At 64.4% G+C, this 12,677-nt stretch carries 10 protein-coding genes; 6 read left to right on the top strand and 4 right to left on the bottom strand.

The window, feature by feature from the left end:
* Positions 1-41: 41 nt before the first annotated feature.
* Complete coding sequence (locus JQ616_RS38400; RefSeq protein ID WP_212023381.1) at positions 42-938, bottom strand: LysR family transcriptional regulator; 897 nt, start codon at positions 936-938, stop codon at positions 42-44.
* Positions 939-1,044: 106 nt separating this feature from the next.
* On the opposite strand from JQ616_RS38400, the gene JQ616_RS38395 reads away from it, so the two are divergent.
* The 5 genes from JQ616_RS38395 to ilvA all read left to right on the top strand — a co-directional run bounded on the left by JQ616_RS38395 (position 1,045) and on the right by ilvA (position 8,021).
* Complete coding sequence (locus JQ616_RS38395; protein WP_212023380.1) at positions 1,045-2,664, top strand: FAD-dependent monooxygenase; 1,620 nt, start codon at positions 1,045-1,047, stop codon at positions 2,662-2,664.
* A gap of 11 nt (positions 2,665-2,675) precedes the next feature.
* The gene (locus tag JQ616_RS38390) at positions 2,676-3,467 is read left to right on the top strand and encodes an alpha/beta fold hydrolase (RefSeq protein WP_212023379.1); all 792 of its coding nucleotides are present in this window, start codon (positions 2,676-2,678) and stop codon (positions 3,465-3,467) included.
* A gap of 18 nt (positions 3,468-3,485) precedes the next feature.
* The gene (locus tag JQ616_RS38385; protein ID WP_212023378.1) at positions 3,486-4,898 is read left to right on the top strand and encodes an MFS transporter; all 1,413 of its coding nucleotides are present in this window, start codon (positions 3,486-3,488) and stop codon (positions 4,896-4,898) included.
* Between the two features lie 19 nt (positions 4,899-4,917).
* Positions 4,918-6,108 (top strand): M24 family metallopeptidase, encoded by a 1,191-nt coding sequence (locus JQ616_RS38380; RefSeq protein ID WP_212023377.1) that lies wholly within the window; start codon positions 4,918-4,920, stop codon positions 6,106-6,108.
* Positions 6,109-6,473: 365 nt separating this feature from the next.
* Positions 6,474-8,021 carry a threonine ammonia-lyase, biosynthetic gene (gene ilvA, locus JQ616_RS38375; protein ID WP_212023376.1) on the top strand — a complete coding sequence of 516 codons (1,548 nt, stop codon included), beginning with the start codon at positions 6,474-6,476 and terminating at the stop codon, positions 8,019-8,021.
* Positions 8,022-8,066: 45 nt separating this feature from the next.
* Here ilvA and JQ616_RS38370 read toward each other — a convergent pair whose 3' ends face one another.
* On the bottom strand, positions 8,067-9,374 hold the full coding sequence (locus JQ616_RS38370) for an MFS transporter (protein ID WP_212023375.1): 1,308 nt from the start codon (positions 9,372-9,374) through the stop codon (positions 8,067-8,069).
* 129 nt (positions 9,375-9,503) lie between these two features.
* Here JQ616_RS38370 and JQ616_RS38365 point away from each other — a divergent pair, with 129 nt between their 5' ends.
* Positions 9,504-10,499 (top strand): LysR family transcriptional regulator, encoded by a 996-nt coding sequence (locus tag JQ616_RS38365; RefSeq protein ID WP_212023374.1) that lies wholly within the window; start codon positions 9,504-9,506, stop codon positions 10,497-10,499.
* Between the two features lie 16 nt (positions 10,500-10,515).
* Here the strand turns inward: JQ616_RS38365 and JQ616_RS38360 are convergent, their stop codons facing one another.
* Both JQ616_RS38360 and JQ616_RS38355 read right to left on the bottom strand, forming a co-directional pair.
* Complete coding sequence (locus JQ616_RS38360; RefSeq protein WP_212023373.1) at positions 10,516-11,349, bottom strand: citryl-CoA lyase; 834 nt, start codon at positions 11,347-11,349, stop codon at positions 10,516-10,518.
* A 22-nt stretch (positions 11,350-11,371) separates the two neighbouring features.
* Positions 11,372-12,649 (bottom strand): CaiB/BaiF CoA transferase family protein, encoded by a 1,278-nt coding sequence (locus JQ616_RS38355; protein ID WP_212023372.1) that lies wholly within the window; start codon positions 12,647-12,649, stop codon positions 11,372-11,374.
* Positions 12,650-12,677 lie beyond the last annotated feature (28 nt).

Raw genomic sequence — 12,677 nt, 5'->3', positions numbered from 1 at the left:
AGATGGTTGGTTGGCGGGAAGGGCGCGAACTGGAGGAGCGTTCAGGTCTTGCGCGTCGGCGCGGTCAGGATAATCCCCTCATCGATCAGCGCGCGGCAGATGGTCTTCAGCACGGCAATCGCTTCCCGCGTTGCCCGGCTGACCGGCCGTCCGCGCGGCAGCGCCAGCACGCGCTCGGCGCGCATCCACGGCAACAGTGCCGCCGATAGCGTTCCGGACGCCACTTCCTGATGAATGCCGGAGAATGGCAGCAAAGCATAGCCGAGGCCCGCGGCCACCATGCGCTTCATCGGGGTGCTGTTGTCGACCCGCACCGCGCAGAGCATTGTCGAGGGGAATGGGTTGCGGCTGAGCGGGGCCACGGCGGATGGCAGGGCGTCGAACTCCTTGCGGGTCAGCTTGCCGCGCTTCAGCAGCGGATCGCGCGACGGTCCGATCAGGAACACCTGCTCGACAACCAGCATCTCATAGTCGAGGTGATCGTTGGGCGACGGCGTCGTCACGATCGCCAGATCTAGCTCACCCCGCAATAGGCGTTCGGATGCGTTCTCCGTCAGGCTCTCGCTCAACTCGAGCCGCACGCGCGGAAACTGCTTCACGAAGGTCTGGGCAAGCGGCGGATAGAGGATATCGCCGAGGCTCGGTGGCGCGCCGATCCGCACCGTGCCGCTGGGTTCACGATTTTCGGTGCGCACCTCGGCCTTGATGTCGTCGATGGTCCCAAGCAGCCAACGTCCTCGCGCCAGCAGCACCTTGCCGGATTCCGTGACGGAGACACCGCGCGCGCCGCGTTCGAGCAAAGCACCGCCCAGTTCGTCTTCGAGTTCCTTGACGTGACGGCTGAGCGCCGACTGGGCGACATTCAGGGTGCTCGCCGCCGCAGCAAAGCCGCCACGCTCGGCGACGGCAACGAAATAACGGATCTGCCGCAGGTCCATGATTGCTCCATCTCAAATCGAGATGGATACCATATCAAACATATTCTTGTGAGATACCAAAAAGAGAGCAGTCTCCTCGCAACGATCAAACCGAGGAGACGCGAGCATGGGCACCGCCACCGACGAGGCACGCCAGACATCCGTATTCATCGCCGGCGGCGGGCCGGTTGGCCTCGCGATGTCGCTGCTGCTCGATCGCTTCGGCATCGACTGCGTGGTGGTCGAGAAGAGCGCGACCACGACGGATCATCCCAAGTCGCGCGGCTGCTGGGTTCGCACCATGGAGATCTTCCGGCAGTGGGGGATCGAGCAGGCGATCCGCAACCGCGGCCTGCAGGACAACTCCGACATGTTCGTGTTCCTCGACAGCATCGCGGGTCACGAGTTCGGCCGCACCCGTCCCGAGCCGAATGTCGGTCATACGCCTGCCTGGAAGAGCCTGGTCGCGCAGGATGCGGTCGAGGAAGAAATCCTGCGGGTTGTCGAGAAGTCCCGGCACGCCACGGTCCTGTTCAACACGTCCTGTGAATCGTTCGAGGAGACCAACAGCGGCGTCAATGTCACGACGCGTTGCGAGAAGACCGGCGAGGTGACGCAGTGGACGGCGACCTATTTGATCGCCGCCGACGGCGCGGGCAGCCAGACGCGGCGCAGCGCCGGGATCGAGATGGTCGGGCCGTCGACACTGGCGGTGATGTCGAACGAGTATTGGCGCGCCGATCTGTCGCGGCTGCCGATCGCGCGCGAGGCCGCCGGCTTCATCATCGTCCCGGACAAGCCCGATCTGCCGCGCGCCGGCATCCTGAACACCAACGGCCGGGATCGCTGGCTGACGGTAACGCAGATCGGCCTGACCAAGGACGATCGCGAGCGGCCGTGGACCGACCAGGAGTTCATCGAGATCGCGCGCGGCCATGCCGGCATTCCGGACCTCGACGTCACGCTTTTGAACCGTTCGATCTGGCGCGTCAGCATGCAGGTCGCCGAGACCTTTCGAAAGGGCCGGGTGTTTCTGGTCGGCGACTGCGCGCACCGTTTTCCGCCCACCGGCGGGTTTGGCCTGAACTCCGGCGTTCAGGACGCGCATAATCTCGCCTGGAAGCTCGCCTTCGTGCTGAAGGGCCTCGCGGATGAAAAGCTGCTCGACAGCTATTCCAGCGAACGCCGCCCGATTGCGCAGTCCAACGCCAATTTCAGCTACGGCAACCGGCTGCGCTTTGGGCTGACCGACGACGCCGTGCGATCGCGCGATCCGGACCGGATCAAGTTCTGGATCAACGATATGGACAATCATCTGCATAGCATCGGCCAGAACCTCGGACACAATTACGAGGAGGGCGCGGTGATCCCCGATGGCACTGTCGCGAAGGCATTGAACTCCCGCTACTACACGCCGTCAGACCGCCCCGGCGCGCGCTTTCCGCATATGTGGCTCGAGCCGTCGCGCAAGAAATCCACGCTCGACTGGTTCGACAAGCAGTTCACCGTCGTCACGGGGCCGCTCGGCAGCGAGTGGCTGGAGGCGGGGAAGCAAGTGTCGGAGAAGACCCGCTTGCCGCTCTCGCTGAAACAATTGCCGTCGGCCGATCCCGCGGACGGATTCCAACTGGGCATGCGCGGCGCCGTGCTGGTGCGTCCCGACGGCCACGTGGCGTGGCGGATGCCGTGGCTGCCGTCGGACCCGGCAATGGAATTGGCAGGCGCCCTTTCAACGCTGCTGCACTAGCGGGGGCTCCGATGCAATCGTTCGAATCCAACGGCGTCGTCACGGCATATGAGAAGACGGGACGTGGCGAGCCGATCGTGCTGCTCCATGGCGGTGAGGCCGATCATTCGATGTTCGACGCTCTTGCGCCTGTGTTGGCGGCTGATTTCACCGTGATCGCCTACGACCAGCGCGATTCCGGCGCCACTCGAAATCCGTCGTCATCCTACTCGCTGGCCGATCTGGCAGATGATGCTGCGGCTTTGATCACCGGGCTCGGCTACGATCGCGCCCATGTCTTCGGGACCTCGCTGGGCGGCCAGATCGCGCAAGTGCTGGCGGCCCGCCATCCCGGCAGCATCGACCGCCTGATCCTGAGCAGCACCTGGAAGGTCAACAGAAGCCCGCTGGACGTCAATGCCGATGTCTTCCGCACACTCGCTTCGTATCGTGGCGACACCATCGCCAATGCGCCGAAGATCGCGGAGTTCTTCTTCCCGCCGGATTACCTGCGCACGCGGCCCGAACTGATCGACATCTTCCGCGGCTCCAGCCGCGACGACGGCCAGAAGGCGCGACGCGGCGCGTTGCTCGCGCAGCCTGTTGCCGCCGAGCTGACCGGCTTCGATCGCCCGACCCTGCTGTTGGCAGGTGCTGGCGACCGGCTGATCCCGAATGCAGAGACATTTTCGCTCGCTCGTGACCTCGCGCGCGCCGAGACCAAGACCATCGCGGGCGTCGGCCATGTCGCGTCGATCCAGGCCCCCGAGCGGCTGGCGGAGGCGGTGACGGCATTTCTGAATTCAAAAAAGAAGGCGGCGTGACAACAACAGGGGGAAACCATGCCTGAGCAGGCGAATGCAGTGCCGTTCGACGAAGCGCCGGTGACGACGCGCTACTGGCTATCGATCATCATCTTCGCCGTCACCGGCGTGGTCGATTTCTTCGATTTCTTTGTGGTCGGATTTCTGGTCTCGGTGCTGGCGCCGAAATGGCACCTGACGTTCGGGCAAACCTCGATCATGCTGATGAGCGCGGGCGTTGGGGCGATGCTGGGAGCATTCGTCGCGGGCTTCCTCGCGGATCGTTTCGGGCGTAAGCCGCTGGCGATATCGGGCGTTCTGCTCTGCGGCCTGACCTCGGGCGCGATCGCGTTCATTCCCGAAGACGGCTGGATTGCGTTTGCGATCCTGCGTTTCTTCGTCGGCCTCGGCCTTGCCGCGGGCGCAGCGGCGGCAGTCCCGGCTATTGTCGAATTTGCGCCTACCCGCCACCGGACGCTGGTCACGAGCCTCGTGGTCGTCCCCGTCGCCTTTGGCGTGCTTTCGGCGTCGGTCACGGCGAGCTTCCTGCTGCCGCTGGTTGGCTGGCGCGGATTGGCGGCGGTCGGCTTCCTGCCGATCATCCTCGCCATTCTGACCATGATCATCATGCCGGAATCGCCGCGCTGGCTGATCAGCAAGGGCCGTGTGCGCGAGGCCCAGGCCAGCATCCGAAAGCTCTATCGGGCCGGCGGCGATAAGTTCGCCTTGCCCACGCTGCCGCCGGCGAACCCGGCGACATTCGCCGATCTCTTTGCCGAGCAGCGCCGCTTCTGGCTGACGGTTCTGATCTGGTTCGGCGCCAGTACGGCGAATTACGGCGTGTTTTTGTGGGGACCGACGATCGTGGCGCTGCTGCTGCGCGTCGCGCCGCAGGAGGCGGCGAAGATGTTCATCTATGTCAGCCTCGCGGGCGTGCTTGGCCGGACTGGATTTGCCTTCCTCGCGAACCGGATCGGCCGCAAGCCGTGTGGGCAGTTGATGGGCTATGGCACCGCGGTTTCGCTGGCGCTGGCAGCCTATTTTCACAACGACTTTGCCGGCTCGGTCCCGCTGTTCCTGGTCTTCCTGATCATCGGCGCGTTGTTCTTCGACGGCGGATTCTCGAACATCGGGCCCTATCCAGCGGAGATCTTTCCGGTCCAGCTGTCGGGACGCGCGGTCGGCCTTGCGCAGCTCTCGAACGGGGTCGGCAAGATCGTAGGCCCGCTGTGTCTCGCGTTGATCGCCGGTGCGGACAATCTCGTGCATCCGAGCGCAACCGCTGCGGCGGTGATGCCGGCGTTCTGCTTTCTTGCCGGCGCCGGTCTCCTGATCGGCCTTGCCTTCACGTTCCTCGGCGTCGAGCCGCACGGACGCCCGGTAGCGCTGTTCGGGGAGAGCGCCGGCTCGGGCGCCACGTCGAAGTCGCTGGCGGCGAAAACCGCAACTTGAGAAGACGGAAGGTCAAGACATGGACAATGCACTCGACACGATCGCGGCGGCGGCACCGTTCGACACCGCAAAACTCGATCGGCTGATGGATGAAGCGGGGCTCGACATCCTGATCGTCACCTCGCGTTATAATGTGCAGTATTTGCTCGGTGGATATCGCTTCTTCTTCTTCGACGTCATGGAAGCGATCGGCACCAGCCGCTATCTGCCGGTGTTCGTCTATCAGAAGGGGCATCCGGAACATTCGGCCTACATCGGCAACCGCATGGAAAAATTCGAGCACGAGCTCGGACGGATATGGACGCCGATCGTCAAGACAGCCAGCTGGGGAACGATCGATGCGATCGGACTTGCGATCGATCATGTGAGAAAACTGGGCGGCGCAGCCAAGCGCGTCGGTATCGAGGCAGGCTTCCTGCCGGCCGATGCCAGGGATCATCTGTTTGCCGGGTTTAACAATGTCGAGTTCCGCGAGGCCCATTTCACGCTCGAGCGCCTTCGCGCCGTAAAATCTCCCGCCGAACTGGACCTCATCCGGGAAGCTTCCGAACGAGTCGTCGACGCGATGATGGCGACGTTCAAGGCCTGCGCCCCGGGCATGACCAAGAACGATGTCGTCGCCCGTCTGCGCCGCGAGGAGCAGGAACGCGATCTCGTCTTCGAATATTGCCTGATTGCCGCAGGCAAGAGCCATAACCGCGCGCCGTCGAGCCAGCGCCTCGAAGAGGGCGACGTGATCTCGATCGATTCCGGCGGAAACTACCGGGGCTATATCGGCGACCTCAGTCGCATGGGAATTCTGGGAGAGCCCGACAGCGAGCTGCGCGAGTTGTTGCGAGAGGTCGAGGACATCCAGCAGGTGGCCCGGCGCGCGATCCAGCCGGGCGCTTTGGGCGGCGATATCGTCGCGGCGGGTGAGGCTGCGGTCAAAGCTTCTCCGCATCGCGCCGTGCTCGACTTCACCGCACACGGCATCGGGCTTGTCAGTCACGAAGCGCCGCGCCTGACCGCGACCGGCCCGGTGCCTTACGCGCCGTATGATGCCGACCTGCCGCTCGAATGCGGAATGGTGATCTCGATCGAAACCGCGCTGCTGCATCCGGCGCGCGGCTACATCAAGCTCGAGGATACGCTGATCGTCTCCGAATCCGGCTGGGAAGCGCCCGGAGACCATCGCAGGGGATGGAATTCGTCGCGTCTCTCCGCGTGAAGCGGTCAACGTCAGGGCGGTATTTTTGGCCAGGTCGCCGATTCAGCTACGGTAGGCGGTCTTCGGAATAGTAGAAATGTATCCCTGAGTTGCCCGACGTGTCAAGTGGTCCGGTCGACGCCGGCTACTTTGCATGGGGTTGTTTTTCGATATTTTGGCCGCGCCCCTGCGACGGCCCGGATGGCTTCACATACGTTCGGCCAGGCGATTGATCCGGCGGTCTTTGCTTCACTCGAGCCTCCGGTCATGCGAAGGTTCGACCTGGATGCAGCGGTCGGCTCCGTGCCGTCTGCTCGCCAGGTCGGCGCCGACGATGGGCAGGTGCAACCGATACGGATTGCCTCCCCATCGATAAAAGCGACCCGATGACCGCTGCCGACAACGCGCTTCGTGACTACGCTCAAAGCATCCTGACCGCCCGTGTCTACGACGTGGCCGTCGAGACGCCGCTCGATCCGATGCCGCGGCTGTCGGAACGACTGTCGCGAACCGTGCTGCTGAAGCGGGAAGATTTTCAGCCGATCTTCTCGTTCAAGCTGCGCGGCGCCTACAACAAGATCGTCAGGCTGCCGGACGCGCAGCGCAGACTGGGCGTCATCTGCGCGTCGGCGGGCAATCATGCGCAAGGCGTGGCGCTGTCGGCGCGCAAGCTCGGTATTCCCGCGACGATCGTGATGCCGCGGACGACGCCCGCCATCAAGGTCGAGGCCGTCCGGCGTCTGGGCGGCGACGTGGTCCTGCATGGCGACACGTTCGACGACGCGCAAACCAAGGCCAGGGAGATCGAGGTCGCGCGCGGCCTGACCTTCGTGCATCCGTTCGACGATCCCGACGTGATTGCCGGCCAGGGAACTGTGGGTATGGAAATCCTGCGCCAGCATCCCGATCCGATCGAGGCGATCTTCGTGCCGATCGGCGGCGGTGGGCTGGCGGCCGGCGTGGCCGCGTTCGTCAAATTCCTCAATCCCTCGATCAAGGTCGTCGGCGTGGAGCCGGCAGACGCGGCGTCGATGGCGGCGGCGCTGGCCAAGGGCAATGTTGTCGCGCTCGATCAGGTCGGGCTGTTCGCCGACGGTGTCGCCGTGCGTAAGGTGGGAGCCGAGACGTTCCGGCTCTGCCGCGACCTGCTTGACGAGGTCGTCACCGTCGACACCGACGCGATGTGCGCGGCAATCAAGGATATCTTCGACGACGTGCGGTCGGTCGCGGAGCCCTCCGGCGCATTGGCGCTCGCCGGCCTGAAGGCCTATGCCGAGCGCGGCGCGCTGAGCGACGGCAGCCTGATTGCCGTCAACAGCGGCGCCAATCTGAATTTCGACCGGCTGCGCACCATTGCCGACCGCGCCGAGGTCGGCGAGCATCGGGAGGCCCTGCTTGCGGTCACCGTGCCGGAGAAGCCGGGCAGCTATCGCCACTTCATCCGCATCCTCGGCTCGCGGGCCATCACCGAGTTCAACTATCGCTTTGCCGAGACCACAGCGCCGGCGCAGCTCTTCGTCGGCATCGCTTTGAGCCGCGGCGAGGCCGAGAAGCGCGAAGTCATGGAGCTGCTTCGCCGCGAAGGCTATCCGATCCTCGATCTCAGCGAGAACGAGATGGCCAAGGACCATGTGCGCTACATGGTGGGCGGCCGCGCCCCGCTGCTCAAGGACGAAGTGATCTATCGCTTCGAGTTTCCGGAGCGTCCCGGCGCGCTGCTGAAATTCCTCGAGAGCCTGGCGCCGGACTGGAACGTTTCGCTGTTCCACTATCGCAATCACGGCGCCGACTACGGGCGCATCCTGGCAGGCATCGAGGTCAAGCCGCAGGAGCGCGCCCGGTTCGTTCAGGCGCTCGATGCGCTTGGTTACCCCTACTGGAACGAGAGCGAAAACCCGGCCTATCGCCTGTTCCTCTCCGCCGAGCAGGGATAAGCCGGCCGGTATCCTGGCGGGCGATGCGAGACGCGCCAGCCGTGCTCACATCTTGCCGGCGACCAGTTTGAGCGAGCCGGCAATTCCCGTCGCGACGACAAGGATCACGGCCATCCCGATCATGCCGGCGTTGAACGAGCCCGTCGCGTCCTTCAGGAAGCCGACCATGTAAGGGCCAACGAAGCCGCCGAACGCTCCGACGGAGTTGATGAACGCGATCCCTCCGGCCGCCGCGGCGCCGGTCAGGAAGCTCTGCGGGATGGTGTAGAACACCGTGCGTGCCGAAATCGTGCCGACCAGCGCCAGCGTCAGGCAGGCGAGCGCCGGAACCAGCGAGTTGAAGACCACGGAGAGCGCAAGGCCAACGGCGCCGAGGATCAACGCGGCCATGAGATTGTAGATCTTCTGGCCCTTGCGGTCGACGAGACGCGCCCAGAACAGCATGCCGATCGTCGCGAACAAATAGGGGATCGCCGAAAGCCAACCGACTTGCATGTTGCTCAGGCCGAGGCTCTTCAGGATCAGCGGCAGCCAGATGCCGATGCCGTAGGAGCCGATCGTGAAGGCGAAGGTGATCGCGGTGAGCATCAGCACCCGCACATCCTGCATCGCCGCCCACAGATCCTTTTTGGGCTTGTCATGCTTGTCACCGGCGAGAGCCGACAGCAGCGCGTGTCGTTCCTGAGGCGTAAGCCACCCGGCCTGCTCGGGCGTATCGGCAAGCAGCACGAGGCAGAGAATCCCGAGTACGCAAGCCGGCAGACCTTCGAGCAGAAACATCCACTGCCAGCCTGCGAGTCCCCAGAATCCGTCCATCCCGAGCAGGGCCGCCGAGATCGGACTGCCGAGAAGCGAGGAAAGTGGCGTCGCGGCCATGAACAAGGCCAGCACGCCGGTGCGGTGCTTCTCAGGAAACCAGATCGAGAGGTACCAGATCACGCCCGGAAAGAAGCCGGCCTCGAACACACCGAGCAGGAAGCGGATCAGGTAGAAGCTGAGCGGTCCCGTCGCCATCGCGGTCGCTGCGGCCGCCAAGCCCCAGGTGATCATGATGCGGGCCAGCCAGCGCCGGGCGCCGAAACGGTACATCATCATGTTGCTGGGGACTTCGAGCAGGCAGTAGCTGAAGAACAGGATGCCGGCGCCCCAGCCGAATTGCGTGGCGCTGAGGCCGATGTCCTTGTTCATTTGCAGCGCAGCAAAGCCGACGCTGGTGCGGTCGAGATAGTTGAAGAGATAGGCGAGGCCGAGCAGCGGGACCAGGCGCCAGGTGTTCTTGGAAAGGGCGCTGGCGAGCAACCCTGCATCCGGATTGCCTTCCGCGATTGATCCGTTAGCCGCGATCTCGCTCATCCGCCGATCCTCCCTGCATGCGGGCCGGTTAACCCGATGGGGCCCGGCTGTGTTAGGTTCGAAACTGCCAGATTGAGCGGACCGCGGTCCAATCGCTAATGTTCAAGAACCGATAACCGGGAGGAAGAAGTGGACCTTCGCGACCTCACCTATTTCGAGGTGATTGCCGATCTGGGCCATATGGGCCGGGCCGCCGACAAGCTCGGCCGCACCCAGCCCGCACTGACCAAATGCATTCAGCGGCTTGAGGAAGCCGTCGGCGCCGATCTGTTCGAGCGAACCGGGCGCGGGATCACGTTGACACGGGTCGGCGAAGTGCTGCTGGCACGGGCGCGGCGCATGCGCGAGGCCATGGAGGAGTCGCTGCGCGAGGTCACCGACTTCGCTGCCGGTGCGGCTGGCCGCGTCAGCATCGGCTGCGGGGCGACAATGGGCGAGTATCTGCTGCCGCAGATCTGCCGCGCCATCATCGCCGACGCGCCGGGGCTGGCGATCGAGGTGCAGATCGGAATGAGCGGCGTGGTCAGGGCAGCACTGCGCGAGCGGACCCTCGATCTTGCGATCGGCCCGATCCTGCCGTCCGACGAGCAGGAGTTTAGCCACGAGGCGTTCGGCATGGACGATGTCGTCGTCGTCGCGGCCAAGGACCATCCGCTTTGCGGCAAGCGGCTTGCTATTGAAGATCTCGTCGCCGCGAAATGGGTGCTGCCGGCCCGCACCGTCGCGATGCGTCAGTGGCTCGACAATGTGTTCGAAGCGCATGGCCTCGCGCCGCCGACGGTGCAGATCGAGACCAATTCGATCACGACGCTGCCCAAGCTGATTGCCGACACGGCGCTGCTCAGCTTCACGTCGACGCGTAACCTGCATCCGCTTCGGCTGGGCAGCCAGCTCGACCGCCTGATGATTGACGCCACCACGATGCGCAGGCCGCTGGGTTTTGTCACCCGCAGGGATGGCTATCTGTCGCCGGCCGCGCAGCGGGTCGTGAGCCTGCTCAAATCCAGGGGACGTGATTTCCTCGACGAGGTCACGTTGCCCGGCATGACGGATGGCGCCGCCGTGCCGGCCATCGTGGTCAGCCGCGCGGAGCGAGCGCAGAAACGCGTGCGGCACTCCCGGTGAACGCGATCGGCAGGGATCACTTCGCGAAATCCCGCGGAGCAGGGCCAGTGTAGCGATAGGGAATGCCGGGCGGCATTGGCCCCTTGATCCGGCCGCCCTGCTGGGTTTGCTCCCACGCATGCGCAAGGATGCCCACGGAGCGCGACAGGATGAACAGGCCACGCCCCAGCGCAGGCGAAAAGCCCAGCTCCGAATAAATCACGGCGGTGGCGCCGTCGATGTTCATCGGAATCTTGCGACCCTTGCGCCGCTGCATCTCGGCCTCGACGCCGCGGCCGATCTCGGCGAAGCGTCCGGACACCACTGCGTTGCTGCGTGCGGCGTCGACGAGCTCGAGCAGCCGGGGCGAACGCGGATCGACCGGATGAAAGCGATGTCCGAACCCCGGCACGATCTTGCCATGCGCCGCGGCGAAAGCGTCGAGACCTTGTTGAATAGCCGTCTTCAACTCGACGCCCGTGTCCTGGCGACGCGCGATGTCGGTGTACAGCTCCATGCATTGTTCGCCGGCGCCGCCGTGAATGTCGTCCAGCACGTTGATGGCCGACGCCATCGCGCCGTTCAGGGGAAGGCCACAGGTCACGGCCATCCGTCCGATCGCGATCGACGGCGCCTGCGGACCGTGGTCGACGGCGGAGACCAGCGCGGCTTCCAGCAGTGCGCCTTGCTCGGCAGATGGAAGATCGCCTTTCAGCATCAGCCAGATCATTTGTGGGAACGACACCCGGCCGATCAATTGCTCGATCGGAAAGCCGCGGAAGCGGATCACGCCCGGCTTCATGTCGATGATGTCGGTCGACCACCAATGGGTAGCCTTTTGCAGCAGGTCTGCGGTGGCTTGATCGGTCATGGCAACTGTCCTCGATGTCGTCTCAGGTGCTTGAAGTCTCGGCGCGCGCCTTCAGGTCCGGCATCTTGACCGTCTCCTTCACTGTCGGCCGGTTGTCGAAGGCGACCACCCCGCGCTCGCCGAGCGCCCGGATCTCGTCGCGCGTGAAACCGAGCTGTCCGAGCCACTTCTCGGTGTGTTGGCCGAGGCTCGGCGGCGGTGAAGGTTCCGGATAGTCCGTGTCGAGCCGGAAGCCAGGGCGGGTGACCCGCATCGTCTGGCCGCCCGAGACCTCGGCGTTGAGGCTCTCGACGAATTTACGGCCGACGATCTGCGCTTCGTTGAGCACCTGTGGCACGCTTAGGACGCATCCCGCCGGAACGCCCTTGGCGTTGAACAGTATTTCCCATTCGGCGGCAGATTTGGCGGCGAGTGCGACCTCGAGCTCGCGCTTCAAGGCAACGCGGTAGTCCTTGCGCGACTGCCGCTCGCGATACAGCGGATCGGTCTTCAGCTCCGGCTTTCCGACGATGTCGCAAAGCGCCTCGAACTGCTTCTGTTCGTTGGCCGCGATGTTGAGCGGTCCGCAGCCCGTCGCGAACGTGCCGGAGGGAGCTGCCGTGAAATTCTCGTTGCCGATCGGCTGCGGATCGACATTGCCGTTGAGGTGGTTGGAAACCACCCAGCCCATCGCCGCCAAGGTCGATTCGAGCAGCGAGACATCGATCTGGCGCCCACGGCCGGTCTGGCGCTGTTCGACGAGGGCGGCCGTGATCGCAAAGGACGCCGTGAGACCTGCGATGGTGTCGGCGATCGGAAAACCGGTGCGCAAGGGCGCGCTGTCGGCATCGCCGGTGACGCTCATGACGCCCGACAATCCTTGAACGATCTGATCGTACGCCGGGCGGCCCGCCCACGGACCGTCCTGACCGAAGCCGGAGATCGCACAGTAAATGATGCGCGGATTGCGCTTGGCCAGCATCTCATAGCCGAGCCCGAGCCGTTCCATGACCTTCGGCCGGAAATTCTCCAGCACGACATCGGCCGTTTCGACGAGGCGCAGGAATATCTCCTTGCCTTCGTCGGCCTTGAAATCGATCGCGACGGATTGTTTGTCGGCATTAACAGCAACGAACGACAGGCCCATCAGCTCCTTCGCCATCGCCGGATCGGCGCCGAGCCGACGCGCCAGGTCGCCACCCTTGGGATTCTCGACCTTGATCACCTCGGCACCGAGGCGAGCGAGCTGATAGCCGCAGAAGGGACCGGCAAGCACGTTCGAAAGATCGAGGACGCGAATGCCGGCGAGGGGCAATGTCATAGCTGTTCTCCGGATGACGATGTTTGAG

This window comes from Bradyrhizobium tropiciagri (genome assembly GCF_018130545.1).
Taxonomy (GTDB): Bacteria; Pseudomonadota; Alphaproteobacteria; order Rhizobiales; family Xanthobacteraceae; genus Bradyrhizobium; species Bradyrhizobium tropiciagri_A.
The sequence above is the reverse complement of the archived record's forward strand: the minus strand, read 5'-3'. Positions and strand labels throughout refer to the sequence as shown.

Coding starts and splice junctions, on each gene's coding strand:
- JQ616_RS38370 (WP_212023375.1), bottom strand. CDS start 9,374: ATGAGCGAGATCGCGGCTAACGGATCAATCGCGGAAGGCAATCCGGAT.
- JQ616_RS38395 (WP_212023380.1), top strand. CDS start 1,045: ATGGGCACCGCCACCGACGAGGCACGCCAGACATCCGTATTCATCGCC.
- JQ616_RS38360 (WP_212023373.1), bottom strand. CDS start 11,349: ATGACCGATCAAGCCACCGCAGACCTGCTGCAAAAGGCTACCCATTGG.
- JQ616_RS38390 (WP_212023379.1), top strand. CDS start 2,676: ATGCAATCGTTCGAATCCAACGGCGTCGTCACGGCATATGAGAAGACG.
- ilvA (WP_212023376.1), top strand. CDS start 6,474: ATGACCGCTGCCGACAACGCGCTTCGTGACTACGCTCAAAGCATCCTG.
- JQ616_RS38380 (WP_212023377.1), top strand. CDS start 4,918: ATGGACAATGCACTCGACACGATCGCGGCGGCGGCACCGTTCGACACC.
- JQ616_RS38385 (WP_212023378.1), top strand. CDS start 3,486: ATGCCTGAGCAGGCGAATGCAGTGCCGTTCGACGAAGCGCCGGTGACG.
- JQ616_RS38355 (WP_212023372.1), bottom strand. CDS start 12,649: ATGACATTGCCCCTCGCCGGCATTCGCGTCCTCGATCTTTCGAACGTG.
- JQ616_RS38400 (WP_212023381.1), bottom strand. CDS start 938: ATGGACCTGCGGCAGATCCGTTATTTCGTTGCCGTCGCCGAGCGTGGC.